The sequence below is a fragment of the Streptomyces sp. LN549 genome (assembly GCF_043203805.1).
In the GTDB taxonomy this organism is placed as follows: domain Bacteria; phylum Actinomycetota; class Actinomycetes; order Streptomycetales; family Streptomycetaceae; genus Streptomyces.
Genome location: NZ_JAZHRI010000002.1, coordinates 4,151,807 through 4,172,172, shown reverse-complemented (window position 1 = coordinate 4,172,172; position 20,366 = coordinate 4,151,807). Strand labels below are relative to the sequence as shown.

The following is a 20,366-nucleotide window of genomic DNA, read 5'->3' as shown; positions in this document are numbered from 1 at the left end:
AGGCACGAACAGGAACCGTAATGTTCCCGTGCCTCCACGCCCCGAAGAGGAAAAGAACTCCCCTCATGTCAACTTTTCTGCTGGTACACGGTGCCTGGCACAGCGGCCGGTCCTGGGAGCGGGTGGTCCCGCTGCTGGTGTCGGCCGGACACCGTGTATTCGCGCCCTCGCTGACCGGCTACGGCGACAAGGCACACCTGCTCGGCCCCGAGGTGGGGCTCGACACGCACGTCGAGGACGTCGTGAAGCTGATCCACGAGGAGGACCTGACCGAGGTGGTGCTCGTGGGTCACAGCTACGCGGGGCTGGTCGTCTCGTCCGTGGCCAACGAGGTACCGGAACGGATCGCTCATCTGGTGTACCTGGACGCGATGGTCCCGGAGCACGGCGAGACCGCCGTCGACGTGCAGCCCATGACCCAGAACCTGATCGACCTGGCCGCCGAGTCCGAAGACAGCTGGCGCATTCCACCGCTGCCCGAGATGCCTCCGCCCCTCGGTCTGTTCGGGGTCACCGACCCGGCGGACATCGCATGGCTGCGTGCGAGCCTCTCCGACCAGCCAGTGCGCTGCCTGCAGCAACCGGTCCGGCTGGACAACCCCGCCTTGGAGTCGGTTCCGCGTACATACATTCACTGTGTCGGCGCAGAGCCGGAAGGCATCGTGCGGCGGCCCGTCCCCGCGACACAGCCCAACGGCCTCCCGGCACGGATACGGGAACTGCCGACCGGACACGACTGCATGATCACCATGCCGTCGGAGCTGAGCGAACTGCTGCTTGAATCCACCCTTCGGTAGCGTCCGGACCGTGACTGCGGCAGTGAGCTGGAGAAGGCCCGCCACCGACGGACTGCGAACCGGGCCACCAAGCCGCCCGCTTCGCGAGAGGCGCCATGGGGCCTCTGTGACAGCCACGCGTGTCGCGAGGAAGTTCCCAACGAGCTGCGGCGTGGCAGGGCCGCGGCGCCCGCATCGTTGTGCGCATGTTCGCAGCGCTCGGACCTTGAACGACGGCGGGAGGTCGCGAGCGGGCAGGCCAACCTTGGGCGCACCGCCTGCGAGAAGGCCGGGGAAGAAGCCTTTGGGGGCGGAGCCGGAATTCACCCGTGGTTCGTTCGCCGGGCAGCGGTGGCCGGGGTGTCTTGGGCATGCGGCATGGAACGGGCCCGGACGAAACACGTCGTCCGGGCCCGCGGGGCAGTGGCAAAGGCCGGCTCAGAACAGGGCCTTGTACCCCTGCCAACCGGTGGCGATCTTCGTACGGCCGCCGAAGGAGCCCTTGCCGTTGCCGTTGTTGCGCCAGGCGGTGCCGGAGGTGTCGCGGGAGACGATGTCGGCTTTGCCGTCGCCGGTGATGTCGCCGACGCCCACGATCACGTTGTACGACGAGCCCCAGTTGTCGAAGACCTTCACGCGGCTCTTGAACTTGCCGGTCACGGTGCCGTCGTAGCGCCACAGCTCGTTCGAGCTGTCCTGCACCAGCAGGTCGCCGTAACCGTCGCCGTTGAGGTCGCCCGCGCCCAGGATCTTCTTGTATCCCGTCCACTTGGACGCGATCTTCACGCTGGCGGAGAGCTTGCCCGTGCTCGTCGCCTTGTAGAGGTAGACGTCGCCGGTCGAGGACCGGCGGGCGATCAGGTCGGCCCGGTTGTCACCGCTGACGTCCCCTGGCGAGGTCAGCACGTCGTACTGGTTCCAGCCCGTGCCCAGCGAGGTGGACGCGGTGGAAGGCGTCGCCGCCGCCCCGCACGCGGGCCGGTAGGCGCGCAACGCGCCGCTGCTGAACCGAACGAGCACGTCATTGCAGCGGTCACCGCTCAGGTCGCCGAAGGGCACCGCCTTCACCGTGGTCGGCCACCCGGAGCCCGTTCGCTTCCCGGTGAACGTTCCCTTCCCCGTCCCGTACTGGTACGTCAGTCCGCCCGAGCCGTTCAGTGTCATCAGCTCGCCGAAGCCGTCCGATCCGACGAAGTCGCGACGGGCCGCAGCGGCTCCGGTGACCTTGACCGTGCCCGTCTTCGTCAGCGCCGCGCCCTGCCCGTCCGCGGGGGTGACGGTCAGCTTCCAGGTATGGGCGCCGTTGGGCACCAGTCGGCCGGAGCCGTCCTTGCCGTTCCAGGCCGGGATCACCACACCGCGTGCCAGGCCGCCGGAGAGCGTGCGCACGGCCGTACCGGCCCTGTTGCTGATCACGAGCTTCCAGCTGGCCGCGGGCTTGTTCAGCCACCACTTCGGGCTCCACTGCGCCTCGCCGCCCTTGACGTCCACCGAGGCGGCGACGGTGGCGTCGCGCTGGACGAGGGCGGAGACGGGGACATCGCTGGAGGTCAGACGGATGGTGTTGTCGGAGCGGAGCTGGGCGATCACGCCTGTGTACGGGTCGACGTCCCAGGCGTTCCCCTCGAACTTCCCGGCGGTGTGCGACACGGGCGTCCCGCTGCGGACGTCGATCACCTTCAGCCGGCCGGCCTCGGCTGTCGCGACAAAGCCGTCGCCGAGCTGTGCCTGCTCCCAGCCGGAGCCGGAGACGAGGGTCAGGTTCCGCTTGGTGACGGTGTCGTAGACGCCCTGACCCTCCGAGTTGAGCACGCAGTTCCACAGCAGCCACCGACCGACCGCCTGGAAGTCGTTCAGCAGGCAGCCGCGCCCGAACCACACCGGCTCGCCCTGCTTCCCGGTCAGCAGATCCACGGGGACCACGGTGTCGTTGCCGGACATCACCCACACGGTGGTGCCCCACATCGCCCGCACGGTCTCCGTCGTCGTGTACACCGTGCGCCCGGTGTCGAGGTCGACGATCCGGGTCTCCGCCGCGCCGGTGCTGTCGTACGGCCTGGTCAGGGCGGCGAAGCGGCCGCCCGCTGCGGTCGCGGCCTGGTAGCTGCGGGAGCTGTCGATCCGGGTGCCGGGCAGCGACTGGGCGGCACCGAGGAGCTGGGGCTGCTGGGCGGCGCTCGTGCCGTACCCGGAGGTGACCGTCCGGCCGTCGCCGGTGTCGATGAGACGCGGACGGCCCTCCGAGTAGTTCTCCGGCGCGATACGGCCGCGGGTGGTGCGTGCCCCCGCCGTGGGGGAGCCGGCCACTCCGGTCTCACGGGTGTGGAGATACGTCCAGTCACCCACGGGATCCTGCTCCACGGTGGTCAACCGACCCTGGGCGAGGGACAGCTGGGAGACGGTGCGGGCGGTCTGCCGGGGGTACGCGTCCGCGATCCGGCGCACGGTGACCCCGCCGCCCCCGGCGGCCTCGATGAGAGAGACGCCCCAGTGGTCCGGGTCGGCGCCGCCCGCGACCAGTAGCCCGCCGCCCGGAGTCGGCATGGCCTGCCGCGACGTCCTGGCCAGCAGCGTCCGCGGCGCGGAGCCGTTGAGAGGGACGGCCTCGACCCGCGAGACCGCGCGACTGGTGTCGTAGCGGCCCAGGGAGGAGTCGTACCGGGACACGATGACGTTGTCCCCGACCAGGCCCAGTACCTGCGCGATGTCGCCGACCGGAACGGTCCGCACGGCGGCGGCCGGGTCCTGGCGGGAGGCGACGTGCAGGGTGCCGTCGTAGAACCACACCAGGTGGGTGGCGCTGAGCGCGACCAGGTAGTGCCACGACTGCACGGTGTACGGCAGGGCGGTGAAGCGCCCCTGCTCGACATCGAGCCATCCGGTGACTTCGTCGTCGCCCTTTCGGTACCGCACGACCTGTCCGTGCGCGTCGCCCAGCCCGGCGGCGGACCACAGGTAGACGCCGGCGGGGACGCCTTCCACCGTGCGGTCGGTGACGGAGCCGTCGGCCCGGGCGTCCAGCAGATGCCACACGGAGTCGGTACCCGGGGCTCCCGCCGTCGTGACGACCGTCGACCCGAGGGTGCTGAAGTACGAGTGTCCGTCGGGGAGCGCGACCGTGCTGACCTGGCCGGACGTCATGTTCCGCAGCGTCACGGTCCGGGCGGAGTCGTCGTAGCGGGCGACGACGTCCGAGCCCGCGCCGGCACTCGTGACGCCGTACGCGTCCGTGCCCGAGGCGTCGACGACCGTGTCGACACCGTCGTACGTCGTCCACAGCTGGCCCCGCCCCTCCTCGTACCGGAGGAACCCCGAGGACCCCGCGCCCAGCAGGCCAGTCCGGGGAACCATGGCCGTGGTGGCCGGCACGACCACCTCTCCGGCGACTGTCTCCCCATGCGCACTGCCGGCCGAGAGCGGGCCGAGCCCGAGGGCGAGCGTGAAGGAAACAGTGACGGCGGTGGCGCCTCGTACGAGCGCACGTCTGCCCATGCAGGACCTCTCCGGGGACGGTAGTCGAAGGCTTGGAGAGACTTGTGCGTACGCCGTTGAGCCGCAGGTCATGGACGCGCGGCACATATGACGTTCAGCCATCCCCCCAGGCGAATGGCCGGACTTTAGCACTTTACCTGCGCATGACCTACGGGCCCCGGAGCGGCGCTGATGACTGATCACCGCGCACTACAACAAGTCCCAGGTCCCTGCACTTCATGGCGTTCGCAGTACTGCACGGTGCTGACCGTGTCAGGCTTCGAGCCGTTGCTCGGTGCGCTCGAGCCAACTTCGGTACCAGTACGCGAAGTCGTGCCCGGTCGGCTCGATCCCTCGGTCCATCGGTCTCAGGTCCTCCCAGATGGCACCTCGGTGCGGGCCCGTCATCACTATGAGCGACGCATAGCCGCATCCCTGCTCGCTGAGGAACACCGCGCCCGCCTCCTGCGCGTCATACAGCTCCTCGTAGCGCGCATCCCAGGCCGCGTACGCGCGTCGGAACTCTTCTTCGTCCGCACAGGCGTCGCTCTCGGGCTCCTGGTCCTCCAGCGCGGCAAGCTCACTCCGCAGCGCCTCGGCCACGAAGGGCCGTCCGGCGAACTCGGCGGTGGTCGGCTGCGCAGAGTAGGTGAGCCCGATGCCGCGCCACTGCCACCCACCAACACCCGAGGTGGGTGTCATCAGGCCGTAGTCGGGGCCGGCTCCCCCTCCTCCTACATGGAGTAGAAAACTCCGGTACTGCGCGGGCAGACCCACGCCCAGGTCCGCCTCCAGCGCCCGGAGCCGTTCCTCGCTCATGACCGGACCGAGGCGAAAGCCATGCCCCTGTGCCCCGAAGACTTTGTCTGCTCCGGGGTGTTCGGCGAGCCGGAGCACCCGCTCCCGCACTCCCGCCCACGTGTCCTCACTCATGGGTACACGTTAGGGCGGGTCGCACCGTACCGACACGGGATTTACCGTGCAGCACGAGTGCGCAGCACACGCTGTCCTCGGCCGACGCGGGCGTGATCGCTTGCGATGGCAGGAACCAGGTCGGAGGCCGGAGGAGGTGTCCTCGGCCGGTCTGGTCCGCCCGCGCCCCTTCGGCGGCCGAGGCCGACTATCTCTCTGTCCAGCACATAGAAATCTATGGCGACGATCGTAGACATTGGGTGGTGCGGTGGTTATGGTTTCTCTCGTAGCCGAGATCGAGCAAGGCCCGGCAGAGATGAACTGCCAGGCAGCGGTACACGTAGTTGCAGTGCGCAGGACGGTGCGGTGGTGGAGTTCTGAAGCCAGGGTTGTTGCAGGACGGCGACGGGACTGACGACCGGACCGGGTGGCCCGCAGTTATCAGGGGCTGCCGTGAGAGGACCGCAGTAGTAGTTCAGCTGTGCGGTTCGCAGTTCCAGCAGTGCGGTTTGTCAGTGGTTCCTCGGTAAAGGCGTCGGCTGCGGGCGCGCGTGCCGGGAGGTTCGGCAGTGGGGTTCCAAGCCAGAGCAGATGCAGGACGGGCGACGGGGCTGGCTGCCGAAGAGTGGCGCTGTCCGAGGTCACGAGCAGTTAGCAGTACCAGCAGTACGCAGTACCCCGTCGGTAGTAGTTGATCAAGAGGGAAGAACGGAGGAGCCCCGCGCCATCAGGATCGCCCGGGCGGAATGACTGAGCCCGGGTACCGCAGGACATCGATAGTGAGGTGGTCTCCGGTCGAGCAACCGCGATCCCCGCATCCCCGACAGCACCTTGGTCGGGTCAGCGGACACAGAAGGCCGACGCAGTACCGGGGTCGGCAGATGGTGTAGAAGTTCCTTCGGGGCCCTGGTGCCATATGGCACCAGGGCCCCTCCACGCGTTCCATGGAAGAGGTGCAATGACAGCAGATGATTCGTTCGGTCGTCTCGATGACGACGACTACCCCGCCTACACGATGGGCCGGGCCGCCGAGATGCTCGGCACCACCCAGGGATTCCTCCGCGCCATCGGAGAGGCCCGCCTGATCACCCCGCTGCGCTCCGCGGGCGGCCACCGCCGCTACTCCCGCTACCAGCTGCGCATCGCTGCCCGCGCCCGGGAACTCGTCGACCAGGGCACCCCCATCGAGGCCGCCTGCCGCATCGTCATCCTCGAAGACCAGCTCGAAGAAGCCCAGCGCATCAACGCCGAATACCGCAGCACCGCCGGATCGGTGGAGCCACTGCCCGCCGGCTGAAGTGGTGCGCGCCCGTCGGGTACCGGCCGGTGCGCACACCCATGTCGGGGGCGGGACGTACGGCTCGCTTCCTCTCACGCCAGGGCGTGCGGGCGTGCGGGCGTGAGGCGGCAGCGTCACTTGTGGTGTCCCAGGCCGGGGTGCTCTGCTGGTCGAGACCGTCCGCAAGGCCGCGCTGGACCGGGCGAAGGCCGCTCATATTTCACTTGGCGGCTGACTTGGTTCCGAAATCTCCGCCGAATCGGTGAGTCACCTCTTGGGTTTCGCCATATTTCTCTACGGGGACTGCTTTTCGTCGGCGGTGCGAGAGGATTTGTCCGCTGTCCTGCCGGAAGAAATTAATCGGAGGGTCGACTGTATTGTTGTTCGTGCGAAGGTGTGCGTAAAGGGACTGGCTGTTCGTTTTCATGGTATAGTCCTAATGAATTTACAGGGCGCCACGAAAAAAGGGGAATGGCGTGAATACCGAGAAGGTTACGGCTCGACGTCTCACGGCCGAAGAGGCTTCGGAATTGGGCCTCCAGGACGGCATCTTTGTCTCGGCGGAGATGAATGGCCTTCCTCTCGACTGCTACGCCCCGGCTTTCCTTACGGAGCCGGGTAAGAATTTCGAGGGGAAGTCCTTCGCTGCGAAGACGATCTTCGGTGATGAAATTCATGTTCTCCCGGACAATGCCGAGGAGTGCGGAATCTGGATTTCCGACAAAGCAGGGGAAGAGATCGAGGTTCTTCAGAGTGCCGGCGTACTCCTGAACCTCGCCCTCTTCGTGCCCGATGGGAACCAGGAATCCCTGGAATCGCTCTACTCCGCCGCACGGGACGCATTCGGTGCGGGGATCGTTCAGCGGTGGAGCGAGGAAGCCGTTGCGGTGCCGGACGTCAAGGTCGACCTGTACGAGGAACCGGCCCGGGGGCGGAAGAACACGAATGGCCAAAACCGCGACCGTCGTGCCCTGGACATCTACCCGACCCGCGTGCGGTTCCTGGAGCCCAGCAATGGCTGGAGGTTCATTGTCGAACCGCACAAGGAGATCGTCGACGAAACACCGACGATCTGACCTGATGGCAGGTTAGCCTCGATCCTTCGCGGGAGCCCGCCAGCTTGCTGACGGGCTCTTCTTCTTTGCCGGGGCGTGTGGGCAGGCCACTGGCCCGATTGTCGCGGCGGGGTCCATATTTCCAGTGCGCTGGTTCAGGTTCGTCCGGGCAGGTGGACCTGCTGGTCAACTGGGGTTCGGTAGGGCGACTGGCATGCGAAGCATGCGGGTCGCAAGAGGTCTGGACAACAAAAAGCCCCCGGCCGTTGGCCTGGGGCTTTTTCATGGATCGGGTGACGAAAATCGAACTCACGCTCTGAGCTCGGGAATGCCTCGGTGTATTGAGTCGTATGCGGTGGCTGACCTGCGGGCATGCCGGCCGGTGAGGCTGCGCGGCGGCTTTCAAAATGCCCTCTGGTGACTGGTGTTCACCACCCCAATTGGCACGTTGTGGCACGGCCTGCTCGGCGTTGCGAGACCGGCCAAGGCGCCAGGCTTTCAGGTGTCCTGGGGTCGATCCAGGTCATGTGTTTCGAACTGATGACTTCTCGTCTGAGTGTCGTCGCATGTATGACTGGCGACGAATGCGGAGGGTGGCGGGATCGTCGACTCATCCCTGTCTGTTGACGGGCAGTGGCGGGTGATCGGCGTGACGGGAGGAATTGACTGTGCTGGCAACGGATCGCCGCATGAACAAGTGACAGCCAGTCGGCTCAACATTTGTCATATATTTCGTGATCTATATTGATGGATTTCGGCGACATTACCCGGTGAAGCGTAACCAGGGATGGCCATCTGCGTAATATTCCGCCGACAGGAGAGGCGATTCCGTTTGGCGAGGAACGCCGGACTTCACCACCCCCCACAGGAGTTGGGTCCTCGATGGTACTGAACATTCCCGATGCGCCGCATCGGCGCACAATGACAGCCTGGATCGCGGGGGTGCTCACCCTGCTGGTCGCTGTTGCCGTTGTGGCAGTGACGCCTACACGAGCAACTGCAGCAACACTTGTACCTCTGGGCACCGCGGAAAGCTTCGCGGTGCTGGCTGGTTCGACGGTCACGAACGACGGTTTCTCCGTAGTCACCGGAGATGTCGGCGTACATCCGGGGTCGGACGTCACCGGATTCCCGCCCGGGCTGGTAGCGGGCGGGACGATCCACGAGGCGGACGGCGTGGCCATGCAGGCGAAGGCCGACCTGGTCACTGCATACGACAACGCCTTCGGTCAGCCCACGCAGTTCAACCTTTCTGCGGCGCCCGTGAACCCCACGCTGGTTCAGGGCACCTACGCAGTCACGTCCGGTCTCGGGCTCAATGGCACCTGGACCCTGGACGCACAGAACAACCCCGATGCCGTTTGGGTGTTCAAGATTCCTGCGGGCCTGACAACGGCATCCTCCAGCAGCGTGGTCCTTCAGAACGGCGCCCAGGCGTGCAACGTGTTCTGGGTGACCGACGAATCGGCCACGCTCGGAACTGACTCCAACTTCGTGGGCACCCTCATGGCGCTCACCTCGATCACTGTCACTAATGGGACGACCATCCAAGGGCGGGCATTGGCCCGCAATGGGGCCGTGACACTGGACGACAACGTGATCACCAGGCCAATGTGCGACGACACCACCACCACGACCACCGGTGACGCTGCGACGGGTGACGCTGCGACGGGTGATGCCGCGACGGGTGACGCTGCGACGGGTGATGCCGCGACGGGTGATGCCGCGACGGGTGATGCCGCGACGGGTGACGCTGCGACGGGTGATGCCGCGACGGGTGACGCTGCGACGGGTGACGCTGCGACGGGTGATGCCGCGACGGGTGATGCCGCGACGGGTGATGCCGCGACGGGTGACGCTGCGACCGGTGACGCTGCGACGGGTGATGCCGCGACGGGTGACGCTGCGACGGGTGATGCCGCGACGGGTGACGCTGCGACCGGTGACGCCACGGGCGGACACGAAGAGTGTGGCTGCTACGGCAAGCACGACAAGCCGGGGAAGCACGGCAAGCATGACAAGCCGGGGAAGCACAGCAAGCACGACAAGCACGATAAGCCGGTGAAGCACGGCAAGCACGGCAAGCACGATAAGCCGGTGAAGCACGGCAAGCACGAGAAGCACGATAAGCCGGTGAAGCACGGCAAGCACGGCAAGCACGGCAAGCCGGTGAAGCACGGCAAGCACGAGCAGAAGTCCAAGCTGGCCCACTACGACCACTGAGTGAAGTCCTCCCTCGCAGTTCGCTGGGGGCAGTGAATCGCGTGTAGGCCCCTTCGCCGGAGCGTTCGCATGGGTGGGCGCCCTCACGCGCGAGTAAGACGGGTGGTGCGCGGCGGATCGTCGTCGATGCCGTCGCGCGCCACCCGCGGAAGCAGGAGATGCAGGTGCGAGCAGTCGGGATGGGAAGGGCCGGGTGGGGCCGTGCTGAGCGGCGTTGAGTCGACGAATGTGAAGGAATCGCAACGGAACGGCGCTGAGCCGGCAGCGCAGGACGGGGGCGGAGGGGCGCGTGGGGGTTGTGGGATTTCAGGGCCGCCCCGCTTGCTGACAGCGGTAACGGGAGCCGCAGTGGCCCTGTGTTTGGCAGCGACTCTGGTCCATGTGCTCCTGGTGTTTCTGTACGTGGCGCCCCCGAACGCCATCTCGAAGGTGTACAGCCAACAGACCAACGCGTGGGTCCGGCCCGTGTTCGAGCAGAATTGGCGGCTCTTCGCCCCGAATCCCCAGTCGGCCAACCGGCAGATCTCGGCGAGGATCAGGCAGTCAGCACCGGACGGCACCACACGGGTGAGCGACTGGATCAATCTGAGCGCCGCGGACGATTCCGCCGTTAAGCACAGCGTCTTCCCGAGTCATACGGCACAGAACATCCTGCGCCAGGCGTGGAATTCTTACCTCAAAACGCACGGCAGTGACGACCATCCGCATTCCGAGCGGGCTTTGATGATCCAGAAGTATCTGCGCAACATCGCAGCGGACCGTGTAAGCGCACAACGTGGCGGCACCTTCGACTCCATCCAACTACGGGTAACCACGCTGCCTATCGCCGCGCCCAGTGAAGCGGATGGACTCCGTGCCGCCGCAGCACCGGCGCGTGGCCAAACCCGGTATCTGCCCTGGTGGAAGGTGGCCTCGCATGGAACGGACTGAGCTGACCCCGGTCGCGGCGCCCGGAGCGCCCCGACGCACCACCGAGCGGGTGGCCGTACGCACGCTGCAGCGCGTACTCGACCGGGTCCATGCGTTCTTCGCCCTCCTGACCGAGCGGCCGGTCTCCCTGTACGCGGCGGCGGCGCTACGCATTGGGTACGGGCTGCTCTATCTTGCTTTCCTGCTCCGCGAGTTTCCACACCGCGACGAGATGTGGGGCCCCGGTTCACCGTGGACTCCCGCGCTGGCCAGGCAGATGTTCGATCAGAGTGGGTGGGCCAGCGTCCTCACCCTGTCCGACAGCCGGGTGTACTTCGAAGTCTGCTACGCCATGGCTCTCGTCACGTGCGCGCTGTTCCTGCTGGGCTGGCGAACGCGGGCGGTGTCCGTGCTGTTCGCGGTCGTGGTGGTGTCGTTCCACGCCAAGGCGATCTTCATGGCGGATGGCGGGGACAATCTCATGGTCCTCATGGCCGTCTACCTCGTCCTCACCTCGTGCGGCCGGCGCTGGTCCCTCGACGCGCGCAGGATCCGGCTCCAGGTGTCGGTGGGCAAGACGGCGGGCCCGCGCGGCAACGATCTCCGGCGCCATCTCGCCGACGCCCGCAACACCCTGACCATCGTGCTGCACAACTGCGGCATGTTCGTCATCGCCGCCCAGGTCTGCTTCCTCTACGGATGCGCAGGTTTGTACAAGGTGCAGGGCCTCAAGTGGGGTGACGGCACCGCCCTCCACTACGTCCTGAACATCGACCTGTTCCGGCCCTGGCCCGAGTTGTCCCATATGATCGACGGCCACCAGGTGCTGCTGGCCATGGTCGGCTATTTGACGGTGCTGGTGCAGGTCGCCTTTCCGTTTGTTCTGTTCGGCAGGCTCAAATACCCCGTTCTGATCGTGCTGCTGGGCATGCATGTGAATATCGCGGTGCTCATGGGGCTGCCGCTCTTCTCCGGCGCCATGATCGTCGCGGACGCAGTGTTCCTGCCGGACCGCTTCTACCGCGCAGTGGGACGGGTGGTGCGGCGTGCCGTCAAGCGCACAGGTGTCGCGGGAACGGGAGCCTCGCCCGGGACAGCACGCGCAGCGGTTCCGTCCCAGTCCGGACCGGTCGGCGACACGAACCCGCAGGTCGAGCCCGTTGCCCCCACGTCCCAGTGATGAACCGAAACGCTCTCTGAAGCCCAGTTACCTGGCCGGGTATGACGACAGGGGCCGCTACGACCACCAGCGCCCCCTGTCGTGGCGTAGCTCTTTGACGGGCTCGCCAGCCGATCAGATGTGTCTGTCCGGTTCGTGACGCATATGGGCCGGCAGGGAGCAGGCGACCGTGCCGCCCGGCAGACGATGGCGGTTCTTTGCGACAACCTGATAGGCGCCTCGTGCCATCCAGTTGACAGGCGGCATCCTAAGAACAATCCCGAGCCACCTCCAGCGCCTTCGTCCGCACATCAGCATGGCGGACAGAGCGCGCGGTCCGCCGTATACCTTGCCGCCGATCGGGCTGATCCAAAGGACCTCGCGGTCGGCTCTGTCCTCGGTGACACCCAGGGCGGCGAGGTCGGCATACTGCCATGGGATGAATTGCACGCGTGGTTTAATTGTGCGTTTAGCAATCTCGATTGTCCTGCCACAAAAACCGCAGTCCCCGTCAAACAACAGAGTCGGCTGGCTTGCCATCTGAGCTCACTTTCCTTGGAGGAGGGACGGTGAGGATCCTCTGTGTGCGATGATCAAAGCTGATTGGCGAGCAAAACGGCCAGAACTCCAGCCCATACCGCAATAGCATGGAATGCTACCCGGGCTACCGTGCCGGCCTGTACATTTCCCGCCTGCGGGGCGTCTGCTGAAACGGCCGGTGTTGGACGAGAGGTCATGCCGGCACTCCGGAACCGTGGTCCCGCATTGCCGGCGGAAGAGTGAGCCGGATCTCTGGATGGCTGGTAGGCCATCCCGAACTCCACGTCGGGCACGGTCCGGTCGTAGCAGCACGTGAACTGATCGACCAGGCTGGTTCGCGCGGCCAGTACGTCGAAGTTGGTCATGTCGCCATTCGCGGCAACTCTTCGCCCGGGTGGCCCCAGTGGCTTGCCGATGCCCCTCAGGCAGGGCATTTTCCGCAGGATGTCGCACGCGGAAGCGCGGTGCCCGCAGAGAGGCGTAGACAGTGAAGAAGCCCCGGGCTGACGGCCTGGGGCATTTTCATGGAGCGGGTGACGAGAATCGAACTCGCGCTCTGAGCTTGGGAATCAACGGTTCTTACGTTGTTGGAGGGGTTCTGACCTGCGATTTCGGAACGGGCAGGTGGATGGCTCCCGGCCCCTGGGAGCCGTATCTGACCGCTGTTGTCCGCTCTGCTGGGCACGGATGGGGCACGAGAGCTGGCAGCGCGACGCGTGCTCCGGGGCGGGCCGACTGGTCAGAGGGGGACGATGCGGACTTGGTTGCCGCAGAGCTTGGTCATGTCATCGCTGTCGGAGGTCAGCAGGGCGACGGGTTTCGGCTGGCGGAGCGCGACCTCGGCGACCGTGGCGTCAATGGCGTACTTGTGCCCGTGCAGCCCGGCGCCTTTGAGGAGCTCAGCCGCCGCTTTCGCCGCCTGCTCGGTGACGGGCTCCACCTTGACACGGGACAGGGCCCAGTTGAGGCGAGGCGTGTTGGTGCGGGAGTGGGTGACTTCCACGATGGTGTTGGCCCCGATCACCAGGTCGGCTCCCATGTCGTGGAAGACCTGCAGCATGGCGAGGAGCTTGCGGTCCTGCGCGATCCAGGCGGACAGTCCTTCCGAGTCCAGGACGACGGTCTCGATGCGCTCGCTCACGCGGCGTTCGCGTCTTTGGAAGAGCCGGCGGAGCCGAAGATCCTCGCGCGGGCCTCGGCGAGCTCCTCGTCGCTGAAGCCTCCATGCTCTTCCTCGTGGCGGCGGAGGTCGTCGCCGAGCAGCTGGTGCCGGATCTGGCGGGCCACGGCTTCCGCTACATAGCCGGAGACGTTGTCCGTGAGCTTGCGGAGCTCCGCCACCTGGTCGCTGGGGAGCGTGACGGTGATGCGAGTCGTGGAGGACATAAGTCAAAGCATACTGGAGTATGCACATGCTGGCTCGGGTCTCAGGACCCCAGCCTTGATGCCCGCGGTCGCATGATCCGGGTGGAGGCATGGGGGTGGTCGCTCTCCGGCCGTCCGTAGCGAGTGAGGCTCCGGGTCGGCGCCGCTGGACGGCAAGCAAAAGGCCCCAGTCATTGACCAGGGCCTTAATCAAAGAGCGGGTGACGAGAATCGAACTCGCGCTCTGAGCTTGGGAAGCTCATGTTCTACCATTAAACTACACCCGCGTAACGCACTGGCTGACCAGCTGCGCATCGTCACACACTGTACCCCATCGCAGACCCCCTGAGGCGTGAGCCCGGGTGTGAGGCGTGGTGGGGGCCCGGTGGGGTGTGGGGTGGTGGATGAGGGTGTGCCGGGCGGGAGTTGGGGGCGTAGCGTGGGTGGTCGGAGTGCCGCGTGCGGCGGCGTCCCGTTCATCCCCTAATGTGGCTTTCTCGTCCACGGCTTGATGGGGAAGGGACTTGATGGACTCCATGGAGCGCACCGTCGTCCGCTGTGCCGAAGGGCACGTTTTCGCTACCAGCTCGTTCCCGATGCAGCAGCTCGGGTCCGGGCGGATCGGTCCCGGGCGGCTCATCCGCTGTCCTCGTTGTGCGCGGTTGCGGCATGCCGTGCCTGTGGGGTTCGAGGAGCGGTAGGAGAGCGAGCGGCAGGGGCCTGCGGGAGCAGGCGACAGGCGCGCGGGGCGGCCCGATGGGGGCGGGCCCGCGCGTTCTGCGTATCCTCGGTGGGTGCTTCTCTCAGACAAGGACATCCGGGCCGAGATCGACGCCGGACGCGTACGTATTGATCCTTTCGATGCGTCGATGGTGCAGCCGTCGAGCATCGATGTGAGGCTCGACCGCTATTTCCGGGTGTTCGAGAACCACCGCTATCCGCACATCGATCCCGCCGTCGAACAGGCCGATCTGACCCGTACCGTCGAGCCGGACGGGGACGAGGCGTTCATCCTGCATCCCGGTGAGTTCGTGCTCGCCTCGACGTACGAGGTCATCTCGCTGCCCGACGATCTCGCGTCGCGGCTGGAGGGCAAGAGTTCGCTCGGTCGGCTCGGGCTGGTGACGCATTCGACGGCCGGGTTCATCGATCCGGGGTTCTCCGGGCACGTGACCCTGGAGCTGTCGAACCTGGCGACGCTGCCGATCAAGCTCTGGCCGGGGATGAAGATCGGTCAGCTGTGCATGTTCCGGCTGAGTTCTCCGTCGGAGTTCCCGTACGGCTCCGAGCGGTACGGGTCGCGGTACCAGGGGCAGCGCGGGCCGACCGCGTCGCGGTCCTTCATGAATTTCCACCGGACGCAGGTGTGATGTCCGGTGAGCGATGACGTGCGGGAGAACCTGACGTACGACGGCTTCGGGCATGCTGTGCGGGAGCTCGCACAGGCCGTGGCCGACGACGGGTACGAGCCGGATGTGGTGCTGAGCATCGCGCGCGGCGGGGTGTTCGTCGCCGGCGGTCTCGCGTACGCGCTGGACTGCAAGAACATTCACCTGGTGAACGTGGAGTTCTACACGGGTGTGGGCACCACGCTGGAAATGCCCGTCATGCTGGCGCCCGTGCCCAACGCGATCGATTTCTCGGACAAGAAGGTCCTGATCGCCGACGATGTCGCCGATACCGGGAAGACGCTGAAGCTGGTGCGCGACTTCTGTATCGACCACGTCGCCGAGGTGCGGTCCGCCGTCATTTACGAGAAGTCGCATTCGCTCGTGAAGTGCGAGTACGTGTGGAAGAAGACCGACCGCTGGATCAACTTCCCGTGGAGCGTGGAGAAGCCCGTCGTACGGCGAAACGGGCAGGTTCTCGACGCCTGACCGGTTTCGTGAGCGCGCAGCAAGGAACCCCCGGGGCCATCGATGGCCCCGGGGGTTCCTTGTTCTCTCTCAGATGGTGCCCAGTTTGAGGATCGAGACCAGGGCGAGCAGCTGGATCGCCGACGCGCCCAGCGCCTTCGGCCACGGCAGGTCGTGGGACTTGCTCACCATCGAGGTGAGCAGGGCCGCGGCGGCCAGCCAGGTGAGCCAGCCGAGGATCTGGACCAGCGAGTTCTCGCCGCCCAGGAAGAGCGCGAAGACCAGGCGCGGGGCGTCCGTGATCGACATGATCAGCATGGAGAGGCCCACGGTCGGCTGCCACGCGCCGTCGCCGCCGAGCTGGCGGGCGAGGGTGTGGGTGACCGCGCCGAGGACGAGGCCGCCGAGCACGAAGCCGATGCCCGTGATGACGACGTAGGGGATGGCGTTGCCGACCGGTGCGTTGATCGCGTCGTCGCGGGCCTGGTCGAAGCCGAACAGCGCCAGCAGGCCGTAGAGGAACGTGACGACGAGCGCCGGGCCCCAGACGGGGTAGTCGCGCATCTGCCAGAACGTCGGGTTGGGGCGCGTCACGATGCCGCTCAGCAGCTGCTTCCAGTGCAGGCGCGGGCCTGCGGGCTGGGCGGGGGCCTGGCCGGCGCGGTAGGTGTTGCCGTCGCCGTAGGGGTCCTCGTTGATGCTGAAGGCCTGGGTGTGACCGGGGCTGTTCGCGTACGGGTCGCCCTGGTGGGGGTGCTGGGGGTGGTGGGGCTGCGGGTACGGATCGGCGAAGTACTCGGGCTCGTCGGCCCCGCCGCCGTTGTAGCCGCCCGCGTTGTAGCCACCGCTGTTGTAGCCGGGGGTGTTGTTGTAGCCGCCGCCCTGGGGCGGGGCGCCGTTGCCTCCCGTCGGCGGCCATTGCTGCTGTCCGTACGGCGGTGGTGCCTGAGTGCCGTACGGCTGCTGCCGCGGTTGCTGTTGCGCTTGCTGCGGGGTGCGGTTGTCCCGGCCGCGTCCGATCCTGAATCCAGCCACGTAATCGAACGTACCTGGTCCGCGCGGGTCGGGTGGGCGAGGCGGGGGAACTGGGCCGCCTTTGCCGCCTAGCTGTGACATCCCCTAAGGGAACCCTGGGGGGCTGTCCTCAGCCCGCCGTGAACAGGGCGCTGGTGAACGTGATCAGTGGGCGGTCCGGTGTGGCCGCCGGGTACAGCGCGATCAGGTCCGCCGTTTCGCCCCGGTGCGTACGGACCACCGTGTCCGGCTTCTTGTCGCCGTCGAAGTCGGCGTACCGCTGGAGGAGGGTCGTTTCTGCACGGGGCGCTGCGGTGCTGCCGGCGGTCTTGCGCAGCGGTGCCGTCGGGAGGTCTGCGGCCGGGGCCCCGAAGCGGTACGCGCCGCCAGGGCGGCCCGGTCCGTCGGGGCTGCCGAGCAGCAGCGTGCCCTTGCCGGCGGTGCCGGGTTCGTGGGGGAGGGCGGTGTACACCAGGTCGTCGTAGCCGTCGGCGTTCGTGTCCGTCCGGGGCTCGGGGGCGGACAGGGCGGGACCGGCGCCCGGAACGGTGGAGCCGGCGGTGTGCGGGCGGCCGTCGTGGGTGAAGGGGCCGCGCAGGAAGCTGAACCGGCCCGAGCTCGCCGTCACGGCCAGGTCCTGCTTCCTGTCGCCGTCGAAGTCGCCGCAGACGGGGTGGTCCGGCCAGGCGTTGCCGAAGCGGGCCCGGTCCGGGATCCGCAGGGTGACCGCCTTGCCGGTGAGGCCCGCGGGGGAGCCGAAGAGGATCTGCAGGGGCACGGGCGGGCGGCCGATGCCGTTGTACGGGGGGTCGGTGGCCACGATCAGGTCGGTGAAGCCGTCCCGGTCCAGGTCGCACGACGCCTCGGCGTCGAACGCCGAGGGGAGGGTGTCGCCGATCCTGGCGGCGTTCCTGTGCGCGCTGAGCAGCTGGCGTACCGAGGGGTCGAGTCCGCGGGTGGCCGAGCCGTACACGATGCCGATCCCGGCGTCGTCGCCGTGGCTGTCGGCCGCCGGTTTCACCAGGTCGTCGAGGACGAGGTCGCGGTGACCGTCGCCGTTGAAGTCGTCGGGGGTGTGGCTGCCGGTGCCGTGCGGGACGGCGTGGCGCTCGGCACCGGCCAGGCCGGAGAGGGCGGTGGGCGGGGTGTCGCCGTTCTTGGGGGCCGGCGAGGCGGGGGAGCCCGTGCAGGCCGTCAGCAGGAGTACGCAGGCGCAGCCGATCGCCGCGGTGGCTGCCGCGCCGGCCGGTCCGCCGGTTCGCGCTGTCGCTCCCGCCCCTGCCCCTGCTTCTGTCCTGCGTATCCGCACGGATACCTCCGGTACGTATCCCCGTGGGAATACCTCGTACGTCTCGTCGGTCCCGGCCGTCCGCCGGCGCGCATGCGCCTCACGACCGCCCCACATGATGCGTCACCGGGGCGGCAAAGCAGAAGCGGCCGGTCCTGCCCCCGAGGCAGGTCCGGCCGCTTGTGCAACGCGGTGGCGCGGTTCCGGTTACTTCACCGGTTCCGGCTCCGGCGCGTCCGCCGGTTCCGGCTCGCCCGCGGGGTCGGCCGGGGTCTTCACGGAGTCGAGCAGCAGCTGCGACACGTCGACCACCTGGATCGACTCCTTCGCCTTGCCGTCGTTCTTCTTGCCGTTGACCGAGTCGGTCAACATGACGAGGCAGAACGGGCAGGCGGTGGAGACGATGTCCGGGTTGAGGGAGAGGGCCTCGTCGACGCGCTCGTTGTTGATGCGCTTGCCGATCCGCTCCTCCATCCACATCCGGGCACCACCGGCGCCGCAGCAGAAGCCGCGCTCCTTGTGGCGGTGCATCTCCTCGTTCCGCAGACCCGGGACCTTCGCGATGATCTCGCGCGGGGGCGTGTAGATCTTGTTGTGACGGCCCAGGTAGCAGGGGTCGTGGTACGTGATCAGACCCTCGACCGGCGTCACCGGGATCAGCTTGCCCTCGTCCACCAGGTGCTGGAGCAACTGCGTGTGGTGGATGACCTCGTACTCGCCGCCGAGCTGCGGGTACTCGTTCGCGATGGTGTTGAAGCAGTGCGGGCAGGTGGCGACGATCTTCTTCGACGCCTTCGCCTTCTTCGTCGAGTCGTCCTCGTCGTCCTCGCCGAACGCCATGTTCAGCATCGCGACGTTCTCCTGGCCGAGCTGCTGGAACAGCGGCTCGTTGCCCAGGCGGCGGGCCGAGTCACCCGTGCACTTCTCGTCGCCGCCCATGATCGCGAACTTGACGCCCGCGATGTGCAGCAGCTCCGCGAAGGCCTTGGTGGTCTTCTTGGCCCGGTCCTCCAGGGCGCCGGCGCAGCCGACCCAGTAGAGGTAGTCGACCTCCGAGAGGTCCTCGACGTCCTTGCCGACGATCGGGACCTCGAAGTCGACCTCCTTGGTCCACTCGACGCGCTGCTTCTTGGCGAGCCCCCAGGGGTTCCCCTTCTTCTCCAGGTTCTTGAGCATCGTGCCCGCCTCGGACGGGAACGCGGACTCGATCATCACCTGGTAGCGGCGCATGTCGACGATGTGGTCGATGTGCTCGATGTCGACCGGGCACTGCTCCACGCACGCACCGCAGGTGGTGCAGGACCAGAGCACGTCCGGGTCGATGACGCCGTTCTCCTCGACCGTGCCGATCAGCGGGCGCTCGGCCTCCGCGAGGGCGGCGGCCGGAACGTCCTTGAGCTGCTCCTCGGTCGCCTTCTCGTTGCCCTCCATGTCCTTGCCGCCGCCGGCCAGCAGATACGGGGCCTTGGCGTGCGCGTGGTCGCGCAGGGACATGATCAGGAGCTTCGGGGAGAGCGGCTTGCCCGTGTTCCAGGCGGGGCACTGCGACTGGCAGCGGCCGCACTCCGTACACGTGGAGAAGTCGAGGATGCCCTTCCAGGAGAACTGCTCGACCTGGGAGACACCGAAGACGGCGTCCTCCGCCGGGTCCTCCCAGTCGATCTCCTGGCCGCCCGAGGTCATCGGCTGGAGCGCGCCCAGTGCGACCTCGCCGTCGGCGTTCCGCTTGAACCAGATGTTCGGGAAGCCGAGGAAGCGGTGCCAGGCGACACCCATGTTGGTGTTGAGCGAGACCGTGATCATCCAGATCAGCGAAGTGCCGATCTTGATCATCGCGACGAAGTAGATGAGGTTCTGCAGCGTGCCGAGTGCGAGTCCCTTGAAGGCGAGGACCAGCGGGTACGAGACGAAGTACGCGGCCTCGTAGCCGCCGACGTGGTGGATCGCACCCTCGAGGCCGCGCAGGGTCAGGATCGCGAGGCCGATGACGAGGATGACGTACTCGACGAAGTACGCCTGCCAGGCCTTCGAGCCCGCGAACCGTGACTTGCGGCCGGCCCGGGAGGGGAGGTTCAGCAGCCGGATGGCGATCAGCACGAGGATGCCGACCGTCGTCATCAGGCCGATGAACTCGATGTAGAGCTCGAACGGCAGCCATTCACCGATGATCGGCAGCACCCAGTCGGCCTTGAAGAGCTGTCCGTACGCCTGGAGCAGCGTAGGCGGCAGCGTCAGGAAGCCGATGGCGACGAACCAGTGCGCGAAGCCCACGATGCCCCACCGGTTCATCCGGGTGTGGCCGAGGAACTCCTTGACCAGGGTGATCGTGCGCTGCTTGGGGTCGTCGGTGCGGCTGCCTGCCGGTACCGGCTGTCCGAGGCGGACGAACCGGTAGATCTGCGCGACCGCTCGGGCGATGAGCGCAACGCCGACGACGGTCAGCACCAGCGACACGATGATCGCGGCGAGTTGCATTTGGGGGCTCCTCGGGCCTGCGAGGGTGGGATCCAGCGATGAAT

Annotated in this window: 17 protein-coding genes and 1 tRNA gene; 8 read left to right on the top strand and 10 right to left on the bottom strand. The window is 67.0% G+C overall.

All coding sequences use genetic code 11. The annotated features are described in order from the left end of the window. Nucleotides 1-65: 65 nt before the first annotated feature. Complete coding sequence (locus tag SH922_RS18750; protein ID WP_393059091.1) at nucleotides 66-797, top strand: alpha/beta fold hydrolase; 732 nt, start codon at nucleotides 66-68, stop codon at nucleotides 795-797. Nucleotides 798-1,214: 417 nt separating this feature from the next. Here the strand turns inward: SH922_RS18750 and SH922_RS18745 are convergent, their stop codons facing one another. Both SH922_RS18745 and SH922_RS18740 read right to left on the bottom strand, forming a co-directional pair. Beyond that, on the bottom strand, nucleotides 1,215-4,268 hold the full coding sequence (locus SH922_RS18745; protein ID WP_393059090.1) for an FG-GAP-like repeat-containing protein: 3,054 nt from the start codon (nucleotides 4,266-4,268) through the stop codon (nucleotides 1,215-1,217). Between the two features lie 252 nt (nucleotides 4,269-4,520). After that, a complete protein-coding gene (locus tag SH922_RS18740) occupies nucleotides 4,521-5,180 on the bottom strand; it encodes an SMI1/KNR4 family protein (RefSeq protein WP_393059089.1) in 660 nt (219 codons plus the stop codon). 937 nt (nucleotides 5,181-6,117) lie between these two features. Between SH922_RS18740 and SH922_RS18735 the strand changes: the two genes are divergently transcribed. The 5 genes from SH922_RS18735 (at nucleotide 6,118) to SH922_RS18715 (ending at nucleotide 11,805) form a co-directional block, all read left to right on the top strand. Next, nucleotides 6,118-6,456, top strand: coding sequence for a MerR family transcriptional regulator (locus SH922_RS18735; protein WP_393059088.1), 339 nt, complete (start codon nucleotides 6,118-6,120; stop codon nucleotides 6,454-6,456). A 458-nt stretch (nucleotides 6,457-6,914) separates the two neighbouring features. Next, nucleotides 6,915-7,514: a hypothetical protein gene (locus tag SH922_RS18730; RefSeq protein ID WP_393059087.1), complete on the top strand. Its 600-nt coding sequence runs from the start codon at nucleotides 6,915-6,917 to the stop codon at nucleotides 7,512-7,514. An 861-nt stretch (nucleotides 7,515-8,375) separates the two neighbouring features. Beyond that, the gene (locus tag SH922_RS18725; RefSeq protein ID WP_393059086.1) at nucleotides 8,376-9,716 is read left to right on the top strand and encodes an ice-binding family protein; all 1,341 of its coding nucleotides are present in this window, start codon (nucleotides 8,376-8,378) and stop codon (nucleotides 9,714-9,716) included. A 381-nt stretch (nucleotides 9,717-10,097) separates the two neighbouring features. After that, on the top strand, nucleotides 10,098-10,646 hold the full coding sequence (locus tag SH922_RS18720) for a DUF5819 family protein (protein WP_393059085.1): 549 nt from the start codon (nucleotides 10,098-10,100) through the stop codon (nucleotides 10,644-10,646). Next, nucleotides 10,633-11,805 carry an HTTM domain-containing protein gene (locus SH922_RS18715; protein ID WP_393059084.1) on the top strand — a complete coding sequence of 391 codons (1,173 nt, stop codon included), beginning with the start codon at nucleotides 10,633-10,635 and terminating at the stop codon, nucleotides 11,803-11,805. Before SH922_RS18720 ends, SH922_RS18715 begins: the two co-directional genes overlap by 14 nt. Before the next feature lie 114 nt (nucleotides 11,806-11,919). Here the strand turns inward: SH922_RS18715 and SH922_RS18710 are convergent, their stop codons facing one another. From SH922_RS18710 to SH922_RS18690, 5 genes are all read right to left on the bottom strand, one after another. Continuing rightward, nucleotides 11,920-12,324, bottom strand: coding sequence for a thiol-disulfide oxidoreductase DCC family protein (locus tag SH922_RS18710; RefSeq protein ID WP_393059083.1), 405 nt, complete (start codon nucleotides 12,322-12,324; stop codon nucleotides 11,920-11,922). A gap of 53 nt (nucleotides 12,325-12,377) precedes the next feature. Continuing rightward, complete coding sequence (locus SH922_RS18705) at nucleotides 12,378-12,689, bottom strand: hypothetical protein (RefSeq protein WP_393059082.1); 312 nt, start codon at nucleotides 12,687-12,689, stop codon at nucleotides 12,378-12,380. Between the two features lie 374 nt (nucleotides 12,690-13,063). Then, nucleotides 13,064-13,465 (bottom strand): DNA-binding protein, encoded by a 402-nt coding sequence (locus tag SH922_RS18700; RefSeq protein ID WP_393059081.1) that lies wholly within the window; start codon nucleotides 13,463-13,465, stop codon nucleotides 13,064-13,066. Then, nucleotides 13,462-13,710 carry a hypothetical protein gene (locus SH922_RS18695; protein ID WP_393059080.1) on the bottom strand — a complete coding sequence of 83 codons (249 nt, stop codon included), beginning with the start codon at nucleotides 13,708-13,710 and terminating at the stop codon, nucleotides 13,462-13,464. Before SH922_RS18695 ends, SH922_RS18700 begins: the two co-directional genes overlap by 4 nt. Before the next feature lie 195 nt (nucleotides 13,711-13,905). After that, nucleotides 13,906-13,976, bottom strand: a tRNA-Gly gene (locus tag SH922_RS18690). 507 nt (nucleotides 13,977-14,483) lie between these two features. Between SH922_RS18690 and dcd the strand changes: the two genes are divergently transcribed. After that, nucleotides 14,484-15,059, top strand: a complete 576-nt coding sequence (gene dcd, locus SH922_RS18685; protein WP_136326616.1) for a dCTP deaminase — start codon at nucleotides 14,484-14,486, stop codon at nucleotides 15,057-15,059. A 6-nt stretch (nucleotides 15,060-15,065) separates the two neighbouring features. Continuing rightward, nucleotides 15,066-15,566: a phosphoribosyltransferase gene (locus SH922_RS18680; protein WP_393059079.1), complete on the top strand. Its 501-nt coding sequence runs from the start codon at nucleotides 15,066-15,068 to the stop codon at nucleotides 15,564-15,566. A gap of 69 nt (nucleotides 15,567-15,635) precedes the next feature. Here the strand turns inward: SH922_RS18680 and SH922_RS18675 are convergent, their stop codons facing one another. The 3 genes from SH922_RS18675 to SH922_RS18665 all read right to left on the bottom strand — a co-directional run bounded on the left by SH922_RS18675 (nucleotide 15,636) and on the right by SH922_RS18665 (nucleotide 20,322). Further along, nucleotides 15,636-16,580, bottom strand: coding sequence for a Yip1 family protein (locus tag SH922_RS18675; protein ID WP_393059078.1), 945 nt, complete (start codon nucleotides 16,578-16,580; stop codon nucleotides 15,636-15,638). Nucleotides 16,581-16,689: 109 nt separating this feature from the next. After that, nucleotides 16,690-17,868 (bottom strand): FG-GAP repeat domain-containing protein, encoded by a 1,179-nt coding sequence (locus SH922_RS18670; RefSeq protein ID WP_393059077.1) that lies wholly within the window; start codon nucleotides 17,866-17,868, stop codon nucleotides 16,690-16,692. Between the two features lie 186 nt (nucleotides 17,869-18,054). Then, nucleotides 18,055-20,322, bottom strand: coding sequence for a (Fe-S)-binding protein (locus tag SH922_RS18665; protein WP_393059076.1), 2,268 nt, complete (start codon nucleotides 20,320-20,322; stop codon nucleotides 18,055-18,057). Nucleotides 20,323-20,366: the final 44 nt, after the last annotated feature.